The sequence below is a fragment of the Cupriavidus sp. genome (genome assembly GCF_057315035.1).
In genome coordinates this window covers 96,164-116,738 of record NZ_DBHKYV010000001.1, presented here as the reverse complement: position 1 = coordinate 116,738, position 20,575 = coordinate 96,164, and the positions used below count along the sequence as shown (strand labels likewise).

Here is a 20,575-nt window from a genome sequence, read left to right as displayed (position 1 = left end):
CACCGAACACCTCGGCATCAGCTCGGTTTCAGAACAGGCAGGAGGCTTCCTGGAGCACGCGCTGCTTGGACACGGTACCGAGCAATTCGCGGCTTGCGGTGTCGCGTACCAGCGGAATCCGGTTGATGCCGTGTTCGGAGAAGATGGCCAGTGCATCGCGCAGCCGCGAGTCCGGTGTCAGGGAAGGGAAGGCGAGGTCGCCCAGCGACGTCAGCGTGGCGTCGGGCGCCTCGCGCTGCGCGCGCTGGATGGCATGGATCGAGATCGCGCCAACCAGCGCACCGCTGGCATCGACCAGATACAGGTAGCGCGTGCCGGTTTCGGCAAACTTGTCGGCGGCCTGCGTGACCGTGGCGGTGGGGTCGATCACGGTATCGGTGGGGTCGCACAGGCCATCCAGATGCAGGCCGCGCGCGCGTTCGGCGGCGGCCGATGCCTGGGCGCGTTCCACCACCACGCTGTAGAGCGACAGGGTCTGGCAGCGCGACGCCGTGTAGTACGCGGCCACCGCGCCAATCATCAGCGGTAGCAGCAGCGCGGGTGCCAGCGTCATCTCGAATACCATCAGGATCGACATCAGCGGCGCCTGGCTGGTGGCTGCCAGGAATGCCGACATGCCAACCAGCGGCAGCAGCGGCGTGCTGGTGCCGCCTGGAATCATCAGCGCCAGCAACTGGCCCAGCGCCGCACCCACGAACATCGACGGCGTGAACACCCCGCCCACGGCGCCGGAGCCCATGCTGATCACCGTGGCCGCGAGCTTGGCCAGCAGTACGCCCCACACCGCGACCGACAGCGGTTCGTCGCGCAGGATGGTCTGGATCGTGTAGTACCCGTTACCGACCACCTCGGGTACCACAATCGCCAGCAGTCCCACCAGCAGTCCGCCCAGCGCCAGGCGTGCCACGGGTCCGCCGGGTACGTGCTGGAAGACATTGCGGGCCATCGTGTTGGCGCGCATGAACAGTGCTCCCGACACGCCGGCAATCACGCCGATGCCCGCGGCGGCCAGCATCAGGTGAGGTTGCTGCAGCAGTTCCGGTCCGATGTGCAGGCCGGTATAAAGCGGCTCCAGGCCGCCGCGCCACTGGCTCACCATGGTGCCGGCCACCGAGGCCAGGAACAGCGGCATCAGTCGTTGGACCGCCAGTGCGCCGAACACCACTTCGGCAACAAAGACCGCCGCCGACAATGGCGTGTGATAGGCCGTTGCCAGGCCGGCCGCGGCGCCGCACGCGGTCAGCATGCGGCGCATATTGCTGTCGCCGGTGGCCTGGTCGGCACGCGACGAGGGGAAGACCGAACCGGCCAGGGCTGCCAGCTGGATCATGGCGCCTTCCTTGCCCACCGAACTGCCCGAGACAATCGAGCAGAACGACGACAGCGCACGCAGCAGAGTGATCTTGATTGGCAGGCGGCCGGTGCCGCGCGCCACCGCTTCCATGTATTCGCTGGGCAGCGTCTCGGTTCGTGCATAGCGCTGGGCCGCCACCAGCAGCGCGCCGGCGAGCGCGCCGCCAACGGCTGGTATCAGCACGCGCCACACGACCGCCAGCCCGGCAAAGATCAGCACGATGTCGGTATCCTTGCCGAACATCACCACGCCGCTGGCTTCGAGCGCGTCCTTGAACAATGTGGTCACAATGCCGGCGAGGATCCCGACGGGGATGGCCGCAAAGAGCGTGACTTCCTGGTCTTCGAGAAAACGGAACCGCATGGCGATGGCGAAGGGGGCGGCAGGGGCAGGGTGGCCGCCATGATAGCGCAGCGCCACCTGTTCGCCGACATCGGTACGGCGGTTTCCACAGACTGGTACACTACGGACCTTTCCAGCCCGGGAGCGGGGGCAATCGACCCATCCCGCCGGCCCTGACCCTCAGGTACGGTTTTCTACCCGAGCCGCCCCACGATTGGCGCACATCCGTTGCGCGACGGGCGGCCGAAGCGTCAATTCATGTCTTTTTCCGAACTCGGCTTGTCCGACAAGCTGGTGCGTGCCGTGGCCGAACAGGGCTACACCACGCCGACCCCGATCCAGGCGCAAGCCATTCCCGCAATTCTCAAAGGTGGCGATCTCCTCGCCGGGGCCCAGACCGGCACCGGCAAGACGGCTGGCTTCACGCTGCCGATGCTGCAGTTGCTGTCCGATGCCGCGGCGCGTAACCCCGCGGCGCGCGGCACCCGCCCGCAAGTGCGCGCGCTGGTACTGACGCCCACACGCGAGCTGGCCGCCCAGGTCGAGGAAAGCGTGCGCAACTACGGCAAGTACCTGAAGCTGCGCTCGATGGTGATGTTCGGCGGCGTTGGGATCAACCCGCAGATCGATGCGCTCAAGCGCGGTGTGGACATCGTGGTGGCCACGCCCGGCCGTCTGCTCGACCACGTGTCGCAGCGCACCGTCGACCTGTCGCAGATTGAACTGCTGGTGCTCGATGAAGCCGACCGCATGCTCGACATGGGCTTCATCCACGATATCCGCAAGATCCTGAACATCCTGCCGGCCAAGCGCCAGAACCTGCTGTTCTCGGCCACGTTCTCGGACGATATCCGCGCGCTCGCGGATCGTCTGCTGAACAACCCGGCCTCGATCGAGGTGGCACGCCGTAACACCACGGCCGAGACCGTGGCGCAACGCGTGTTCCCGGTGGACCGCGACCGCAAGCGCGAACTGCTGGCTCATCTGGTACGCCAGCACGACTGGCACCAGGTGCTGGTGTTCACGCGAACCAAGCATGGCGCCAACCGCCTGGCGGAACAGTTGACCAAGGACGGGCTGTCCGCGTTGGCGATTCACGGCAACAAGAGCCAGTCAGCGCGCACGCGCGCGCTGACCGAGTTCAAGGCCGGCACGCTGCGCCTGCTGGTGGCAACCGATATCGCCGCGCGCGGCATCGATATCGATCAACTGCCACATGTGGTGAACTTCGATCTGCCGAACGTGCCCGAAGACTACGTGCACCGCATCGGCCGTACCGGTCGCGCCGGTGCCGAAGGCGAAGCGATCTCGCTGGTGTGCGTCGACGAACACGGTCTGCTGCGCGATATCGAACGCCTGATCAAGCGCCAGCTCGAACAGGTGGTGCTGCCAGGGTTTGAGGTGGACCCAAGTATCGCGGCCGAGCCGATCCAGAAGGGCCGTCAGCAACGCGGCGGCAATGGCGGTGGCCAGGGTCGTGGCGCCCAGCCCCGCGCCGGCGGCAACGGCGCAGGCAATGGCAATGGCGGCAACGGTGGCGAGCGCCGCCAGCCGCGTGCGGCGCAAGGCCAGCGTCAGGACGCCCCGCGTCAGCAACGCCCGGCGCAAGCCGGCCAGCCGGCGCGCGCCGAAGGCCGCAATGGTGGTGGCAACGGTAGCAATGCCGGTAATGCCGCGCGCAACGGCAACGTGGCCCGCAATGCCAATGGCAGTGGTGCCGCAAACGCCAAGCCGGCCGGCCAGCGTCCGCAGCAGGCCCGCCCGCAGCAAGCGCGTCCGGCACAGGACACTGCTGGCGCACCGCCGGCACGTAATCGTCGTCCGGCGCCGCAGGCCGCGCTGCTGGGCGGTAATCGCAAGCCCGCACCCTGAACGGGAAGCAGATGACCTCGTCCGATAACGCTCCGTCGCACGCCGAAGTTCCCTATGCGGGACTGACGCCCGAGTGCATTCTCGATGCACTCGAGGCAGCGGGGTTTTATCCGGATGGTCGTCTGCTGGCGCTGAACAGTTACGAGAATCGTGTCTGGCAGGTCGGCATCGAGGATGCCGCGCCGGTTATTGCCAAGTTCTATCGGCCGGGCCGCTGGAGTGACGCGGCCATTCTCGAAGAGCACGCCTTCGTCCAGCAACTGGCCGATGCTGAAATTCCGGCGGTCCCGGCACTGACTGCCAGTGTCGACGGGCAACCGGCCGGTACGCTGCTGACGCACGCAGGTTTCCGCTTTGCGGTGTTTGCGCGCTGCGGTGGCCGCGAACCTGCGCTGGACCAGGCCGACACGCGCACGTGGCTGGGCCGGTTCATCGGCCGAATCCATGCGGCCGGCGCTGCGGCACCGTATCTGGCGCGTCCGACGCTCGATCCGGAGACCTTCGGCGTGGCGCCGCGCGACTACCTGATCGAACACGACTGCATTCCCGCCGACCTGCTCGCGCCATGGCGTGCGGCGGTGGATCTGGCGCTCGATGCCGTGCGGCGCTGCTACGAACGCGCTGGCGATGTACGTGTGCTGCGCCTGCATGGCGACTGCCATCGCGGCAACGTGCTATGGATCGATGAGGCGGATGCGCGCGGTCGTGGCACGCCCGGCCCGCATTTCGTGGATTTCGACGACAGCCGCATGGGCCCCGCGGTACAGGACCTGTGGATGCTGCTCGAAGGCGACCGTGCGGCAATGCAGGACCAGTTGGCCGACATCGTGGCCGGCTACGAGGATTTTGCCGAGTTCGATACGCGTGAACTGTGGCTCGTCGAAGCGCTGCGCACGCTGCGCCTGCTGCACTACAGCGCATGGCTGGCCAGCCGCTGGCGCGATCCCGCGTTCCCGGCGGCATTTCCGTGGTTCGGCACTGCGCGCTACTGGCAGGACCGCATTCTCGAACTGCGCGAACAGATCGCGCTGATGGACGAACCGCCGCTCTGGGCGACCTGAGCGTCCATCGTCGAACGCCCGGCGCTACAGCGGCATCGGTTTGATCAGGACGGTCAGGACACTCACGCCGGTTGTCCGTCCTTGCCCGCCTTGACCATCACCACGGGGCAATCGGCCTGGGCCAGTACCCGGCCCGCTACCGAACCAATCACTGCATCGAAGAACGACCCGCGTCCATGGGTGCCCATGACGATGGCGTCGGCGCTGACCGACTTCGCATAGCCAAGGATCTTCTCCGGCGGGTAGCCGTGCAGCGCGTGGCGCTCGAACGGAATGTTCGCCGCTTCGAGGATCGCGCAAACCGATGTGGTGGCCTTCTCGCTGGCCTCGTTGTGCCAGGCTTCGATCGTTTCCTTGCTGACAAATGCGCGTACCTGTCCCGTGACGTCGGGCGATACGTGAATCACGTGCACCGTGAAACCGGGTTGCAGCAGTTTGCCATTGGCAAGGAAGCGCGCGGCGGCATCGCTGAACGGGGAGCCGTCGGTGGCAAGAACGATATGGGGCATGACGCAATCTCCTGGGTCGAAAAACTGCAGGCGCGCGGGGGTGGCGCCATGTGGTCATCATGGCACGCAAGGGGCGCTCACACCGTAAGCTAGATCAAATCCCTGTGAAATTTATAAGGATTTCACGATTGTCATCAATCGACTTTCGTGCACCTACAAAGCGGGATCGTTGCGGGCGCCCGCGTTGCTGGCCATAACTCCACAACATCTGAAATTTCCCCATGAATGCCAAGAGTTTTCCGTTTTCAAAACAGGACCATTCCGTATCCGGCGGCGTGGCGGAAAACCTATGCTGCGGGCTGTTCACAAGGAGAATCGCCATGCCCACAGCACTCATCATCGATACGCATCCCGCCATCCGCCACGCCGCTGGCCAGATACTGACCAACCAGGCCGGCATCGGCGAAGTGCGCTTTGCCGATACCGGCGTCGCAGCCTTGCATGCATTGCGCGAGCGGGCGGCGGACCTGGTCTTGCTGGACCTGCAGTTGTCGGATCTGCCGGGCGATGCCGTGCTGGAGGAAATCGTATCCACGTGGCCGGGCACGCGGGTGCTGGTGCAGTCGGCGATGCGGCAGGCGGCGGAGCGTGCGTTGCTGGGCGGCGCCCACGGCTACATCGACAAGGGTGCGGGCCTGGACGGGCTGGCCAATGCAGTGCGTGCGTTGATGGGTGGCTATGCCGCGTTTCCGCTGGCCTCGCTGCCGACCATTCGCCGCGCCGCCGCCAATCCGGCGGATCCCGCCAGCCTGCTGAGCCGGCGTGAGCTCACCGTGTTGCGCTTCCTGGCGGTAGGGCATTCGAACAAGGCGATCTCGCATGTGCTCGGCATCAGCAACAAGACCGTCAGCTCGCACAAGACCAGCATCATGGCCAAGCTTGGCTTCGGCTCGGTCATCGAACTGGCCGAGTTCGCCAAGCTGCATCAGCTCGCCTGTTGAGCGGCGTCGCCCTTGGCGGCCCGACGGTCGAGCAACCACTCCCTCAAGACGCGCACCGCGGGCACATCGGCGCGATCGGCACGGCGTACCAGATAGTACCCCCGTCGCGACGGCACGGATGCGCGGTTGAGCTGGATCACGCGCCCATCGCGCAGGCTGTCCGCGCACGCATAGTCCGGTACCAGCGCAGCGCCGAGCCCGGCTTCGGCGGCCTTCAGTGCGAACGTCACGAGGTTGTACTGGGTGCCGGCAGCGAGCGGCAGTTCGATATCGGCATCGAGATCGCGCAGGTAGCTGGCCCAGGCACTCGGCGCCGTGGTGTGGTACAGCAGCGGTAATGCGGCGATGCGCCGGGCCGGGAGCGGCAGGCGCCCATGCACCAGCTCACGCGAAGCCACGGGCAGGCTGCTGACGCTGTGCAGCAGATCCGCGCTTTCATCGTCGAGCCCGTCTTCGGCAAAGACAATGGCGGCATCAAGGCCGGCATCGCGCAGGGAGATCGCGCCGATATGGTTGGCGACGTGGATGCGAATCTCCGGGTGTGCCGCGGCGAAGCCGCACAGGCGTGGCATGACCCACAGCAGGCCGAACGTGTTGGGCACCGAGAACCGTACCTCGTGCATTCGCCGAGCCGCGCCCGAGGCGGCAACCGTCGCCGCTTCCAGCTGGTCTAGCAGCGGGCGGATGCGCGCCAGATAGCCGGCGCCTTCATCGCTCAGGACAAGGCGTGCATTGGTACGTTCGAACAGCGGCGTGCCCAGGAAGCTCTCGAGGTCGAGCAACTGCTTGCTGACGGCACCCTGGCTCAAGCCGAGCTCGTCGGCTGCCGCGGTCACGCTGCCGCGCCGGGCAATCGTCTCGAACGTGTTCAGGTTCACCACCGAAGGGATATGGCGTCTGGCTGGGTGTTTCATGTCATTGAAAAAAGGAATGACCGCTTGCCGATTTCTCGATATACAGCGGCGCGCGCCTGGGCGCACCATAGCGCGTTCCCATAGACTTTGCACGCATGCCGCGAGGTTGCCGACCATGACGCCCAAGATGCTTCGAGCCATTGAAATTATTAAAACCGGTACGGTTTCAGCACTGCTTGCCATGGCGGGTGCCGCCAGCGGCGCCCAGGCCGCCGAATGGCCGGCCGGCAAGCCGATCACGCTGGTGGTGCCGGCCGCCGCCGGCAGCACGCCGGACCAGTCGAGCCGCAAGCTCGCGCAGTACCTGGGCGACAAGCTCGGTACTTCGGTGGTGATCGACAACCGTCCCGGTGCTGCCGGTAGTATCGCCATGCAGGCATTGACCCGTAGTCGCCCGGACGGGTACACGATCGGTTTCGGCAATATCGTGACGATGGCCATCAACCGCAGCCTGCTGGCCAAGCCCGGATACGACGCTGACAAGGACCTTGTGCCGGTGTGCGCCACCACCACGGTTCCGAACATCCTCGCCGTGAGCACCAGCCTGCCGGTGCATAACCTCAAGGAACTGATCGACTACGCGCGCAAGAATCCGGGCAAGCTCACGATGGGCTCGGGCGGCAATGGCACCACCAGCCACCTGAGCGGCGAGATGCTCAAGGACCAGGCGCATATCGAGTTCCGCCACATTCCATATCGCGGCGCGCCGCAGGCGCAGATCGACGTGATCGGCGGACAGATCGACTTCATGTTCGACAATGTTCCGTCGATCATCGCCGCGGTACGGGGCAACAAGCTTCGTGCGATTGCCGTGACCAGCAAGGCGCGGCTGCCGGTGTTGCCGAATGTGCCGACCATGGAAGAGTCTGGCCTGCCCGGTTTCGAGGTGAACGCATGGGGTGGCATCGTGGCGCCGACCGGTACGCCGAAGGCCGTGGTGGAGCGCCTGAACCGCGAGATCAATGCATATCTGCAACTACCCGCCACCCGCAAGGATGCCGAGCAGAACGGCTCGGTGGTGGTAGGCGGATCGCCCGAAGCGTTTGCCCAGATGATCGGCAAGGAGAGTCGCAGATGGGGTGACGTGATTCGCAAGGCCGATATCAAGCTCGACTGACCAGGAGAAGAACAATGTTCGATGTGATATTGCGCGGCGGCGACGTGATCGACGGCACTGGCGCCGCACGCTACCGTGCGGACGTGGCACTGCAAGGCGACAGGATCGCGTTTATCGGCGATGCAACCGGGCAACGTGCGCTGCGCGAGATCGATGCCAGTGGGCTGGTGGTGGCGCCCGGCTTTATCGACAGCCATGCGCACGATGACCGCGCGGTACTGGAAACGCCCGGCATGGTGCCCAAGATCTCCCAGGGTGTAACCACCGTGGTGAACGGCAACTGCGGCATCAGCCTGGCACCGTACAAGCAGACCGGTGGCGATCCGCCATTGCCGCTGCGCACTGTCGAGCCGCAATGGCGCTTCGCGGCGTTTGGCCAGTATCTCGATGCGCTCGATACCGCGCCGGCGGCGCTCAATGTCGCGTCGCTGGTCGGGCATACCGCATTGCGCGCGGTGCATCAGGCCGATCTCGATCGCGCGGCAACCGCCACCGAAATCGCGGCCATGCGTGCGGCAGCCAATGCCGCGCTGGAGCAGGGCGCGATCGGCATGTCGACTGGCACGTTCTATCCGCCCGCGGCTTCGGCGCCGGCCGACGAGATCATCGGCGTGGGTCGCGACCTCAAGCAGTTCGGTGGTGTCTATGCCACGCATATGCGCACCGAGGGCGATGGCGTGATCGAGGCCATCGAGGAGTCGGCCCACATCGCGCGCGCGCTTGAAGTCAAGCTTGTGATTTCGCATCACAAGGTCATCGGCAAGCCGAATTTCGGCCGTACGCATGAAACGCTGGCGCGTATTGGCGAGCTGGGCCGCATGCAGAAGATCTGTCTCGACTGCTATCCATACACCGCATCGTCATCGCTGCTGCGCAAGGAGCGCCTGGCCATCAGCGACGAGATCCTGATCACGTATTCGCGTTCGGAGCCCGGCAGCGCTGGCCGCAAACTGTCCGACCTGGCGCTGGAATGGCAATGCTCGCGTGGCGAGGCACTCGATCGCGTCATGCCGGGCATGGGCATGTATTTCTTCATGGACGAAGGCGATGTGCAACGGGTGCTCAGTTACCCGGACACCATGATCGGCTCCGATGGCATTCCGTCCGACGACTATCCGCATCCGCGCCTGTGGGGCACGTTCACGCGTTTGCTTGGCCACTACAGCCGTGATCTCGGCTTGCTGTCGCTCGAGGAAACCGTCCACAAGATGACTGGCATGACCGCGCATGCGTTCGGCCTGACCGGGCGTGGCGAACTGCGCGAAGGGAATGCCGCCGATGTGACGGTGTTCGATCCGCACACCGTCAAGGACATCGCGACCTATCTTGATCCGCAACGGCCATCGGCAGGCATAGCCCACGTGTTCGTGAATGGGCAGGTGGTGTGGGAGCACGGTGCGGCAAGCGGCGCAAGGCCGGGGCGCAGCCTGCGGCGCGGCGTGCGTTGAGGCCGTTCTCAACTTCCTCGCCTTATCCGGCATAATCCCAGCCAATCGGTGCCGCATCAGCGGCGGCACCGCACTGGACCGGGCAATGCAAATGAAGGCGCAAACGAAGTCGCAGTCGAGGACGAAGCCGAAGACATCAGACAACTCTCGCGAGGGGTCTTCCCCTGAATCAGGCGCGGGCGACGACTGCCCGTTGCATTGGTTCGATGCGGATCGTGGCGCGTTCGAGGATCTGGAGCAGCGCATTGCCTATCACCCCGCCGATTTCTTCGCGGGCGAGGATTTCGATCCGGTCGGTGCATGTGTGACGCGCGAGGCGGCGTTCACCTCGGTGGAGTTGCCGGAGAATCCGACCGCGCCAAAGCTTCATGCCGATCATCTGCTGCACGATGTCTTCCGTCATGTCATGCCCGTGGCGTCGCCGACCTTTGTTGGTCATATGACGTCATCGCTGCCATCGTTCATGCCGTCGCTGGCCAAGATCGTGGCGGCGCTGAACCAGAACGTGGTCAAGCTGGAAACCTCGGGTGCGCTGACGGGGCTCGAGCGTCAGGTCATCGGCATGCTGCACCGCTTGGTGTTCGGGCGGGAGCATGACTTCTATGCGCAATGGTTGCACAGCGCCGAGCATTCGCTCGGTGCGTTCTGCTCGGGCGGCACTACGGCCAATCTGACGGCGCTGTGGGCCAGCCGGAATCACGTGTTGCGCGCGCGCGATGGATTTGCCGGTATCAACAGCGCGGGCCTGGTGGCGGCGCTGCGGCACTATGGCTACGATGGGCTGGCCATCGTCGTGTCCGAGCGTGGCCACTATTCGCTGCGCAAGGCTGCCGATCTGCTCGGCATCGGCCGCGACAACCTGATTCCGGTGGCTGTCGACCAGGATGGGCGCATGCGCGTAGACCGGCTGCGTGAGACGCTTCAGGATCTGCGCCAACGCAATATCCGGCCGATGGCGATTGTCGGGATCGCGGGTACCACGGAAACCGGCGCGGTCGATCCGCTCGATGAGATTGCCGATGTCGCGCAGGAGGTGGGCTGCCATTTTCACGTCGATGCGGCGTGGGGTGGGGCAACGCTGTTGTCGGAGCGCGAGCGCGGCCGCTTTGCCGGCATCGAGCGCGCCGACTCGGTCGTCATCGATGCCCACAAGCAGTTCTACGTGCCGATGGGTGCGGGCATGGTGCTGTTCCGTGATCCGGCATGGACGCAGGACATCATCCAGCATGCGAACTACATCGTGCGCAAGGGCTCGGTCGATCTGGGGCGGCACACGCTCGAAGGCTCGCGCGGCGCGGCCGCCGTGATGCTCTATGCGAACCTGCATCTGCTGGGGCGCAAGGGGCTGGCCACGCTGATCGATACCGGCATCGACAATGCGAAGTACTTTGCGTCGCTGATCGAACAACAACCCGATTTCGAGCTCGATAGCCGGCCGCAGCTGTGCATCCTGACCTATCGCTACATTCCGGAGCCGGTTCGTGCCGCGCTGGCATCGGCCTCCGCCGGGCAGCGCGAGCCAATCCTTGAAGCGCTCGATGCACTGACAATCAGCATCCAGGAGATGCAACGCGATGCGGGGCGCTCGTTTGTGTCGCGTACCCAACTGACATCCTCGCAATGGGATGGCCGGGCCATCGCGGTGTTCAGGGTAGTGCTGGCCAACCCCGACACGACGCACGAGATCCTGCGGGACATTCTTGAAGAGCAGCGCGCGCTTGCGGCGCGGAGCCCGATGCTGGCGCCGCTGATGGCGTTGGTGGCATCGATCGGCGAATAGGATTGGGCCTGCGCCTCGCTACGAGGCGCGCTCCCGAAGCGCTTCAAGCAAGAAGGCACCAAAGCACCAGGCACCAAAGTAAAAAGCCGCAATCCCTTGCGAGATTGCGGCTTTTCAAATAGATGGTGGCGAATCAGGGACTCGAACCCCGGACCTGCGGATTATGATTCCGTCGCTCTAACCAACTGAGCTAATTCGCCAACGCAGACCGAAATTATACCTGTGGTTTGCGGCCTGTCAACACCCTCATGACAACTTTCTTCAAGCTTTGTCGCTTGCCCAAAAAAATGGCAGACCCGAAGGTCTGCCTGGAAGGAGCGGCTGGCCTGGTGGGCCAGCCATCCTGAGCGAGGGTTACCGGTCGTATCCCTCCGGTGATTTTTCGTTGATGCGTTGAAGCGTTGCCTTGCCTCAGTCGTTGGCGTAGATGTCCACGTCCTTGGTCTCGCGTATGAACAGCGCGCCCAGCACGAAGGTCATGGCGGCGATGATGATCGGGTACCAGAGGCCATAGTAGATGTTGCCGTTCTGCGCCACCAGTGCGAACGAGATCGTTGGCAGCAGGCCACCGAACCAGCCGTTACCGATATGGTAGGGCAGCGACATCGACGAGTAGCGGATGCGGGTCGGGAACATTTCCACCAGCATGGCCGCGATTGGCCCGTACACCATCGTCACGTAGATCACCAGGATGACCAGGATCACCAGCACCATGATCGTGTTCATCTGGGCCAGGTCGGCCTTGGTCGGGTAACCGTGCGACGACATCTCGGTGCTGACCGCCTTCTTGAATTCGGCGATCTGCTTCTTGCTGGCGTCGTCGAAGACCCCGCCGGCCACGCCGGCGTCGAACGCCTTGATTTCCTTGTCGCCGATCTTGACCGAAGCCACGGTGCCGGCCGGGGCCTGCACCACTTCATAGCTGGCCGATGCCTGGGCCAGCGTACGCTTGACGATGTCGCACGAGCTGCGGAAATCGATCTCGCGGGCAATCGGGCTACCCTGGAACGAGCAGGTCTTCGGATCTGCCGTGACCACGATCTGGGCCGATTGCTGGGCGCGTTCCAGTGCCGGGTTGGCGTAGTGCGTGAGCGCCTTGAACAGCGGGAAGTAGGTCAGCACGGCCAGCGCGCAGCCCAGCATGATGATCCACTTGCGGCCGATCTTGTCCGACAGCGAACCGAAGAAGATGAAGAACGGCGTGCCGATCACCAGTGCGCCGGCAATCAGCAGGTTGGCGGTCTTGGCATCTACCTTGAGCACCTGCGTGAGGAAGAACAGCGAGTAGAACTGACCCGTGTACCAGACCACGGCCTGGCCGGCGGTCAGGCCCACCAGCGCCAGGATCACGATCTTCAGGTTGCGCCATTGGCCGAATGCCTCGGTCAGCGGTGCCTTCGAGGTCTTGCCTTCGGCCTTCATCTTCTGGAAGGCCGGCGACTCGCTCATCGACAGGCGGATGTACACCGACATGGCCAGCAGCAGGATCGAGACCAGGAACGGAATGCGCCAGCCCCAGACGTCGAAGTTCGGGCCCGTGGCTTCGCGCACCAGCAGGATCACGATCAGCGACAGGAACAGTCCCAGCGTGGCCGTGGTCTGGATCCATGCCGTGTACGCACCGCGCTTGCCGTGCGGCGCGTGCTCGGCCACATAGGTGGCGGCGCCACCGTACTCGCCGCCCAGTGCCAGGCCCTGCAGCATGCGCAGCAGGATCAGGATGATCGGGGCCGCCCAGCCGATGGTGGCATAGCCGGGCAGCAGGCCAACGATGAACGTCGACAGGCCCATGATCAGGATGGTCACCAGGAAGGTGTACTTGCGGCCGATCATGTCGCCGAGGCGGCCGAACACCAGTGCGCCGAACGGGCGCACGATGAAGCCTGCCGCGAATGCCAGCAGTGCGAAGATGAATGCCGAGGTCGGGTCCAGACCCGCGAAGAACTGCTTGGCGATGACCGCCGCCAGCGAACCGTACAGGTAAAAGTCGTACCACTCGAACACCGTGCCTAGGGAAGAGGCCAGAATGACCTTTCTCTCTTCCTTCGTCATCGGCGCATTGTGAGCCGTGCGACCAGGCACGGCTCCCGCGTTATGCGCGTTTGCCATTTGTTGTCTCCTCCGTTGCCGTCTATGCGTCTTCCGTCGAAAAAACGATCCCCGGAGAAGGTCCGCGCGTGTGCGCATGCCGGCCCATTCACCAAGGCTGCAACGATTGTGGGAGGCGAAACTTACTGAGTTCTGACAGATTTGGCGTAAATTGTGCAGAATTCGTCGGGGTATACGCTGAGCAGGGTGACCCTGCATCGACCCCCGGTCATGCTGCATTGCGATGCACTTTTTCCTGCAGGGCGCATGGCAATGCGCTGCATGCCGCTCTTGCTCTGCAGCATTCCGGACGGGGTGCGAGGAAACCCTTACAAGGGATCCTTCGCGATGCCTTACAGCGAATCCTTACAGCGAACCCTTGCCGGGGACGGTGCCGTTGTCAGGGTGCGCGGGCGGGGCCGGGTGTGCGTCGGCTCCGGCCTCGGCCTGTTCGAGCGCATGCGCCTCGTCGTCGGCCCGGTTCATGCGCCACGCGTACAGCGCGGCCATCAGCACGTAGAGGATCAGTGAACCCTGCGCTGCCATCCAGAACGAGAATGGCCAGCCCAGGAAATCGAACTGGAGGTCGCGCGCAAACCAGCTCACGACGAACGTGACCATGAACCACGCCGCCAGCAGCGCGCCGATCCAGCGCATGTTGTGGTGCCAGGCGCGCCGCTCCTGCGGCGTCATCCGGTCGCGTGGCGCCTTTCTCATGCCGGCGTCTCTTCGGGTTCGGTCCGGCGCAGGGTAATGCGAAAGCGCGTGCCGGCCAGTCGTGGCGACGCCTGGTAGACGTTGTCGGCAATGGTCACTTCGCCGCCATGCTGCTGCACGATCTCGCGCACGATGGCCAGCCCCAGGCCGCTGCCTTCGGTATTGGTGCCGAGCACGCGAAAGAAGCGTTCCATCACGCGTTCGCGATCGGCCGGTGCAATGCCTGGCCCGGTGTCTTCCACATCCAGGTAGGCGAACGGCTCGAACGCATCGCGTGTCACGCGTACCGTGGCATTGCCTCCGGCAGGGGTGTAGCGGATGGCATTGTCGAGCAGGTTGTTGAGCATCTCGGTCAGCATCAAGCGATTGCCCGTGATCATCACGGGATGGTCGTCGGCCTCCAGGCCCAGGTCGATCGAACGCGCCCACGCTTGCGGCAGCCAGTCCTTGACCACGTCGCGCGCCAGCGTGGCCAGGTCCAGCGGCGCCATGCCACCCACGCCGGCCAGGTTCTCCATGCGTGCCAGTGAAAGCAACTGCGTCACCAGGTGCGCGGTGCGCTCGGAACTGCCGGCAATCTGTGCCAGCGAACGGCGCAATTCCTCGGGCGACTGTTCGCGCTGGGCCAGTTCGGCCTGCATGCGCAGGCCCGCCAGCGGGGTCTTCATCTGGTGCGCGGCATCGGCGATAAAGCGCTTCTGCGTCTGTACCGATTGGTCGAGCTGCGCGAGCAGGTCGTTGAACGACGCCACCAGCGGCGTGATTTCCTGCGGTGCGGCGCGCTCGTCGATCGGACTCGTGTCGCCGGGGTTGCGCGCGCGAATGCGTTGCTGGATCGCGGTGAGCGGTGCGAGTCCGCGCGTAAGTCCGAACCATACCAGCACCACGGCCAGCGGCAGGATCACGAACTGCGGCAGGATCACGCCCTTGATGATTTCATTGGCCAGCCGCGCGCGCTTGTCGAGCGTTTCGGCCACCTGTACCAGCACCGGCTGCGGACCACCGACATTCTTCAGGTCGACATAGGTATAGGCCACGCGCACATCGTTGCCGGCCACCCGATCGTCGCGCAGCGAGACCAGTCCCGCGTGGCCCTCCTCATCCTCGGACGGCAGCGGCAGGTCATGGTCGCCGGCCACATACTCGCCGCGCCGGCCCACCACCTGGTAGTAGATGTTGTCGGTTTCGTCGGCGCGCAGGATCTCGCGCGCCGACAGCGGCAGTTGCAGCGTCACGCGTCCATTGACTTCGCGCACCTGCTGCGACAGCACGATGGCGCTGGCTTCCAGCGAGCGGTCGAACGGGCCGTTGGCAATCGACTTGGCCACCAGGTAGGTGACGGCGATGCTCATCGGCCACAGCAGCAGCAGCGGGGCCAGCATCCAGTCGAGGATCTCACCGAACAGCGAGCGCGGTGCCGGATGGGCCGAAGTCTCCTCGAGGTGCGGCAATGCATCGGCCAGCGCGGCGTCCTCGGCCGCGGCATCCGCCAGCGTGGGGCGGGCGGCGTCGGGCGGGCGGGGGGCGCCTGCGGCGGATTGGCGTCGCCATGGCAGGCGCAGCAGGCTCATGGGTGCTCGTCGTCAGCCATGCGCAGCCACGGCCGGCTGGAATTTCTCGAGGCAGTAGCCCAGGCCGCGCACGGTGGCAATGCGAATGCCGCCAACCTCGATCTTCTTGCGCAGCCGATGCACGTAGACCTCGATCGCGTTATTGCTGACTTCCTCGCCCCATTCGCACAGGTGGTCGACCAGTTGCTCCTTCGATACCAGCCGGCCGCTGCGCGTGAGCAGGATTTCCAGCAGGCCGACCTCGCGTGCCGAAAGGTCCAGCATCTGCTCGTTGAGATAGGCGATGCGCCCGACCTGGTCGAACGCCAATGGGCCATGGCGCATCAGGGTGGCACCGCCACCGGCGCCGCGCCGCACCAGCGCCCGTACCCGCGCTTCAAGCTCGGTCAACGCGAATGGCTTGGCCATGTAGTCGTCGGCGCCAAGGTCCAGGCCCTTGACGCGCTCGTCCACGCCGTCGGCCGCGGTCAGGATCAGTACCGGCAGCATGGCGCCGCGTGCGCGCAGCCGCTTGAGCACTTCGAGCCCGGGCATGCGCGGCAAGCCGAGGTCTAGAATCAGCAAGTCGAAGGTTTGCGTGGAGAGCGCGGAATCGGCTTCCAGGCCATTGGCAACGTGATCCACCGCATAGCCGGAATGGCGTAGCGATCGTGTGAGGCCGTCTGCCAGCACATCGTCATCTTCGGCGATCAGAATCCGCATGATTGTCTCCACCCAGGGGGCCGGCATCGCCTGCCGCCGGCTGCGGAACCGGTGGGGCTTGCCAAGCATACTGTTTTTTTATACAGTACCCGACATTCCGCGCAAGCTGCCCCGGAAGGGTGCTGCGCAGTGCCGGGCCAGGCGCCCCAGCCCTGGGGAAGATCCCGGAAAAGGCTTGAAAATCAGGCGCCGCGCCGCATGCGGCCTATTTATACACCATTGACTGAAGGACGACCATGGACGACAAGAAGGCCGGCGCCGGCGTGAGCGCTGAGAAGCAGAAGGCGCTTGCCGCCGCGCTCTCCCAGATCGAGAAGCAGTTTGGCAAGGGCTCGATCATGCGTCTGGGCGATGGGGAAATCGAACAGGATATCCAGGTGGTGTCCACGGGCTCGCTGGGCCTGGATATCGCGCTGGGTGTCGGCGGCCTGCCGCGCGGCCGCGTGGTCGAGATCTACGGCCCGGAATCGTCGGGCAAGACCACGCTGACGCTGCAGGTGGTGGCCGAGATGCAGAAGCTGGGCGGCACCTGCGCGTTTATCGACGCGGAACACGCCCTCGATGTGCAATACGCGGGCAAGCTGGGCGTGGACGTCGGCAACCTGCTGATTTCGCAGCCGGATACCGGTGAACAGGCGCTGGAAATCACCGACGCACTGGTGCGCTCGGGCTCGATCGACCTGATCGTGATCGACTCGGTGGCCGCGCTGGTACCGAAGGCCGAAATCGAAGGCGAGATGGGCGATTCGCTGCCGGGCCTGCAGGCCCGCCTGATGAGCCAGGCGCTGCGCAAGCTGACCGGCACCATCAAGCGTACCAATTGCCTGGTGATCTTCATCAACCAGATCCGCATGAAGATCGGCGTGATGTTCGGTTCGCCGGAAACCACCACGGGCGGTAACGCGCTGAAGTTCTACGCGTCGGTGCGTCTCGATATCCGCCGCATCGGCTCGATCAAGAAGGGCGATGATGTGATCGGTAACGAGACCAAGGTCAAGGTGGTCAAGAACAAGGTGTCGCCGCCGTTCCGCGAGGCATTCTTCGACATCCTCTATGGCCAGGGCATCTCGCGCCAGGGCGAGATCATCGATCTCGGCGTGGACGCCAAGATCGTCGAGAAGTCGGGCGCGTGGTACAGCTACAACGGCGACAAGATCGGCCAGGGCAAGGACAATGCGCGCGAATACCTGCGCGAGAACCCCGATATTGCGGCGGAGATCGAGAACAAGGTCCGTGCAGCACTCGGCGTGGCCCCGACCAATGCCGCGGTTGGCGCACCGGCCGAGATCGACGGCTGAGGTTGACGTTGTTGTAAAGGAAGGCCGTCGCATGGTTGTGCGGCGGCTTTTTTGTTTTGAAGCTGGCAGAACTCCCGGATGCCCCGCCCACCCCTCTCCTTGAAAGCCCGCGCAGTGGGCTACCTGTCCCGTCGCGAGCACAGCCGTGCCGAACTGTCCCGCAAGCTGGCTCCGCATGCCGAATCGGCGGAAGAGGTGGAGGCCTTGCTCGATGCATTGGAGCGCGAAAACTGGCTGTCCAACGACCGTTTCGTCGACAGCCTCGTGCATCGCCGCGCCAGCCGGTACGGCGCCGCGCGCGTGATGCAGGAAGCCAAGACCCACCAGCTGGGCAACGATCAGTTGCGCGATCTGCAGGAACGCCTGCGCGACAGCGAGGTGGAGCGTGCGGCCGAGGTCTGGCGCAAACGCTTCGGCGTGCCACCCGATTCACCCGAGGCACGTGCAAAGCAGATCCGTTTCATGATGGCGCGCGGTTTCTCGCGCGCGGTGATCGGCAAGATCATCCGCGGCGCTGAAGAAGACGCGCAAGAAGAGTTGGGCGAGTAAGGAGAGCAGGGCGGGTAGCCATCTGCATACCTGCGTACGCATAAGGGGTATTCAAGCGCGCGTCAAGGCAGTTGTCGTACCACTGGTGCAACGCAGCGGCCACGCTCCTCATCGGCCGGGATCCGTTGTGTGGCGCGGGTTTGCCGGGTTTGCCGCCGCAACAATCGGTGCCATACAAGCGGGTGCGCAGGATGTTCCCGGTCAAAGCGGCGCGGCATGTTAAACTCCACGAGTTCTCCCGGCCAAGGCGGCCGTCCGGCTGGTGCCGGGCCGTCTGCCGCGATGTTTAGCCGGTTTTTGCCCGGTTGCCCCCGATTTTTCGCCACAAGAGCCTGCCGCTTCAGCCCCTGCTGTCATGCCGCTTTCCCCGCCTGTCACCCGAGCCTTGCGTCACCGCCGTGCCATCACGGCCGAGGCGTATTTGCGGGATGACGGCCTGTGGGACATCGAGGCACGCCTGACCGATACCAAGCCACGCGACATCGCGCTGGCGGGCAATCGGGTCAGGCCTGAAGGCCAGCCGTTGCACGACTTGTGGTTGCGCGTGACGATCGACCTGCGATTGAACATCGTGGACGCCGAAGCCTGTTCCGACTGGGTGCCATATCCGACTCATTGCGACACGATTGGCCCGGCCTACCGTCAGTTGATCGGCCTGAACCTGATGAAGGGGTTCCGCAAGGCGGTGCGCGAGCGCCTGGGCAGTATCGACGGCTGCACCCATCTCACCGAACTGGCCGGCGTCTTGCCGACCACCGCCATCCAGGCCTTCGCGGGCGATGTGTTCAAGATCCGCGATGGCCTTGAAGATACGAATCCCGAACCACCGATGCAACTCCATGGCTGCCATGCGCTCCATTTCGAGGGCGAGGTGGTTCGCCAGTTTTACCCGCGCTGGTATGGTCACCAGCCGAAACCGAAAGCCGGCGCTGCGGCGTCGTCCCCCCAGACCGCGTCACGCGCCGATGCCCCGGCATCAGGTGGCGAAGACACCCTGGCCCACCGGCCCAACGGTACGTCGGGCTGACCGTCACGGTCGGCTCAGGAAACAGGCGCAAGCCCTTCGTCTCCAACTATTTTTCCCATCCCTTTACGCCTACCCGAAAGGAAACACGCATGAATATCCATGAGTATCAAGGCAAGGAAATCCTGCGCAAATACAATGTGCCGGTTCCGCGCGGCATCCCGGCTTTCTCGCTCGAAGAGGCTCTGAAGGCCGCTGAGCAGCTCGGCGGCCCGGTGTGGGTTGTCAAGGCACAGATCCACGCAGGTGGCCGCGGCAAGGGCGGCGGCGTGAAGGTGGCCAAGAGCATCGACGAGGTCAAGACCTACGCCAGCAACATCCTGGGCATGACCCTGGTGACGCACCAGACCGGTCCGGAAGGCAAGAAGGTCAATCGCCTGCTGATCGAGGAAGGCGCCGACATCAAGAAGGAACTGTACGTTTCGCTGGTGGTTGACCGCGTGTCGCAGAAGGTGGCCCTGATGGCCTCGAGCGAAGGCGGCATGGACATCGAGGAAGTCGCTGCCCATTCCCCGGAAAAGATTCACACGCTGCTGGTCGATCCGGCCGAAGGCCTGAAGGATTCGGACGCCGACGACATCGCCCGCAAGATCGGCGTGCCCGACGCCAGCGTGCCGCAAGCGCGCCAGGCACTGCAAGGCCTGTACAAGGCGTTCTGGGAAACCGACGCTTCGCTGGCCGAAATCAACCCGCTGATCCTGACCGGCGACGGCAAGGTCATCGCGCTGGACGCCAAGTTCAACTTCGACTCGAACGCACTGTTCCGTCACCCGGAAATCGTTGCGTACCGTGACCTGGACGAAGAAGACGCCAACGAAATCGAAGCCTCGAAGTTCGACCTGGCCTACATCTCGCTGGACGGCAACATCGGCTGCCTGGTGAACGGTGCCGGCCTGGCCATGGCCACGATGGACACGATCAAGCTGTTCGGCGGCGAGCCGGCCAACTTCCTGGACGTGGGCGGCGGTGCCACCACCGAGAAGGTGACCGAGGCGTTCAAGCTGATGCTGAGCAACCCGAACGTTGAAGCCATCCTGGTCAACATCTTCGGCGGCATCATGCGCTGCGACGTGATCGCCGAAGGCGTGATCTCGGCTTCGAAGGCCGTGCAACTGGGCGTGCCGCTGGTCGTCCGCATGAAGGGCACGAACGAAGACCTGGGCAAGAAGATGCTGGCTGAATCCGGTCTGCCGATCATCTCGGCCGACACCATGGAAGAAGCTGCCCAGAAGGTCGTAGCCGCTGCCGCTGGCAAGTAAGGACAACCTCGTTGCCGCCTGGGCCACAG

At 64.5% G+C, this 20,575-nt stretch carries 18 protein-coding genes and 1 tRNA gene; 10 read left to right on the top strand and 9 right to left on the bottom strand.

Annotated elements, in window-relative coordinates:
• Positions 1 to 28: 28 nt before the first annotated feature.
• Positions 29 to 1,717 (bottom strand): ClcB-like voltage-gated chloride channel protein, encoded by a 1,689-nt coding sequence (locus ACO550_RS00520; RefSeq protein WP_315596806.1) that lies wholly within the window; start codon positions 1,715 to 1,717, stop codon positions 29 to 31.
• 237 nt (positions 1,718 to 1,954) lie between these two features.
• Here ACO550_RS00520 and ACO550_RS00515 point away from each other — a divergent pair, with 237 nt between their 5' ends.
• Both ACO550_RS00515 and ACO550_RS00510 read left to right on the top strand, forming a co-directional pair.
• Complete coding sequence (locus tag ACO550_RS00515) at positions 1,955 to 3,568, top strand: DEAD/DEAH box helicase (RefSeq protein WP_315596790.1); 1,614 nt, start codon at positions 1,955 to 1,957, stop codon at positions 3,566 to 3,568.
• An 11-nt stretch (positions 3,569 to 3,579) separates the two neighbouring features.
• Entirely contained in the window at positions 3,580 to 4,629 is a 1,050-nt protein-coding gene (locus tag ACO550_RS00510; RefSeq protein ID WP_315596791.1) for a serine/threonine protein kinase, read from the top strand.
• A gap of 62 nt (positions 4,630 to 4,691) precedes the next feature.
• Here the strand turns inward: ACO550_RS00510 and ACO550_RS00505 are convergent, their stop codons facing one another.
• Positions 4,692 to 5,138: a universal stress protein gene (locus ACO550_RS00505; RefSeq protein WP_315596792.1), complete on the bottom strand. Its 447-nt coding sequence runs from the start codon at positions 5,136 to 5,138 to the stop codon at positions 4,692 to 4,694.
• A 94-nt stretch (positions 5,139 to 5,232) separates the two neighbouring features.
• Positions 5,233 to 5,460, bottom strand: coding sequence for a hypothetical protein (locus tag ACO550_RS00500; RefSeq protein WP_315596793.1), 228 nt, complete (start codon positions 5,458 to 5,460; stop codon positions 5,233 to 5,235).
• On the opposite strand from ACO550_RS00500, the gene ACO550_RS00495 reads away from it, so the two are divergent.
• On the top strand, positions 5,459 to 6,079 hold the full coding sequence (locus tag ACO550_RS00495) for a response regulator (protein ID WP_315596794.1): 621 nt from the start codon (positions 5,459 to 5,461) through the stop codon (positions 6,077 to 6,079). The genes ACO550_RS00500 and ACO550_RS00495 overlap by 2 nt on opposite strands.
• Here the strand turns inward: ACO550_RS00495 and ACO550_RS00490 are convergent.
• Positions 6,064 to 6,993, bottom strand: a complete 930-nt coding sequence (locus tag ACO550_RS00490; protein ID WP_315596795.1) for a LysR substrate-binding domain-containing protein — start codon at positions 6,991 to 6,993, stop codon at positions 6,064 to 6,066. The genes ACO550_RS00495 and ACO550_RS00490 overlap by 16 nt on opposite strands.
• A 115-nt stretch (positions 6,994 to 7,108) precedes the next feature.
• Between ACO550_RS00490 and ACO550_RS00485 the strand changes: the two genes are divergently transcribed.
• The 3 genes from ACO550_RS00485 (at position 7,109) to panP (ending at position 11,338) form a co-directional block, all read left to right on the top strand.
• Entirely contained in the window at positions 7,109 to 8,110 is a 1,002-nt protein-coding gene (locus ACO550_RS00485) for a tripartite tricarboxylate transporter substrate-binding protein (protein ID WP_315596796.1), read from the top strand.
• 14 nt (positions 8,111 to 8,124) lie between these two features.
• Positions 8,125 to 9,558, top strand: coding sequence for a D-aminoacylase (locus ACO550_RS00480; protein WP_315596797.1), 1,434 nt, complete (start codon positions 8,125 to 8,127; stop codon positions 9,556 to 9,558).
• Positions 9,559 to 9,643: 85 nt separating this feature from the next.
• Positions 9,644 to 11,338: a pyridoxal-dependent aspartate 1-decarboxylase PanP gene (panP, locus tag ACO550_RS00475; protein ID WP_485993923.1), complete on the top strand. Its 1,695-nt coding sequence runs from the start codon at positions 9,644 to 9,646 to the stop codon at positions 11,336 to 11,338.
• Positions 11,339 to 11,461: 123 nt separating this feature from the next.
• Here panP and ACO550_RS00470 read toward each other — a convergent pair.
• The 5 genes from ACO550_RS00470 to ACO550_RS00450 all read right to left on the bottom strand — a co-directional run bounded on the left by ACO550_RS00470 (position 11,462) and on the right by ACO550_RS00450 (position 16,416).
• Positions 11,462 to 11,538 (bottom strand) — tRNA-Met (locus tag ACO550_RS00470).
• 211 nt (positions 11,539 to 11,749) lie between these two features.
• Positions 11,750 to 13,447 (bottom strand): MFS transporter, encoded by a 1,698-nt coding sequence (locus ACO550_RS00465; protein WP_315596799.1) that lies wholly within the window; start codon positions 13,445 to 13,447, stop codon positions 11,750 to 11,752.
• Positions 13,448 to 13,792: 345 nt separating this feature from the next.
• Complete coding sequence (locus ACO550_RS00460) at positions 13,793 to 14,143, bottom strand: sodium/substrate symporter small subunit (protein ID WP_315596800.1); 351 nt, start codon at positions 14,141 to 14,143, stop codon at positions 13,793 to 13,795.
• Positions 14,140 to 15,714: a sensor histidine kinase gene (locus tag ACO550_RS00455; protein WP_315596801.1), complete on the bottom strand. Its 1,575-nt coding sequence runs from the start codon at positions 15,712 to 15,714 to the stop codon at positions 14,140 to 14,142. Before ACO550_RS00455 ends, ACO550_RS00460 begins: the two co-directional genes overlap by 4 nt.
• Positions 15,715 to 15,726: 12 nt before the next feature.
• Positions 15,727 to 16,416 carry a response regulator gene (locus tag ACO550_RS00450; RefSeq protein WP_315596802.1) on the bottom strand — a complete coding sequence of 230 codons (690 nt, stop codon included), beginning with the start codon at positions 16,414 to 16,416 and terminating at the stop codon, positions 15,727 to 15,729.
• A gap of 236 nt (positions 16,417 to 16,652) precedes the next feature.
• Between ACO550_RS00450 and recA the strand changes: the two genes are divergently transcribed.
• From recA to sucC, 4 genes are all read left to right on the top strand, one after another.
• Positions 16,653 to 17,714, top strand: a complete 1,062-nt coding sequence (gene recA, locus ACO550_RS00445) for a recombinase RecA (RefSeq protein ID WP_315596803.1) — start codon at positions 16,653 to 16,655, stop codon at positions 17,712 to 17,714.
• 78 nt (positions 17,715 to 17,792) lie between these two features.
• Positions 17,793 to 18,263, top strand: coding sequence for a recombination regulator RecX (recX, locus tag ACO550_RS00440; RefSeq protein WP_485993920.1), 471 nt, complete (start codon positions 17,793 to 17,795; stop codon positions 18,261 to 18,263).
• Between the two features lie 355 nt (positions 18,264 to 18,618).
• Positions 18,619 to 19,290: a DUF2889 domain-containing protein gene (locus tag ACO550_RS00435; protein ID WP_315596910.1), complete on the top strand. Its 672-nt coding sequence runs from the start codon at positions 18,619 to 18,621 to the stop codon at positions 19,288 to 19,290.
• Positions 19,291 to 19,379: 89 nt separating this feature from the next.
• Positions 19,380 to 20,546, top strand: coding sequence for an ADP-forming succinate--CoA ligase subunit beta (sucC, locus tag ACO550_RS00430; RefSeq protein WP_315596911.1), 1,167 nt, complete (start codon positions 19,380 to 19,382; stop codon positions 20,544 to 20,546).
• The last annotated feature ends 29 nt before the right edge of the window (positions 20,547 to 20,575 follow it).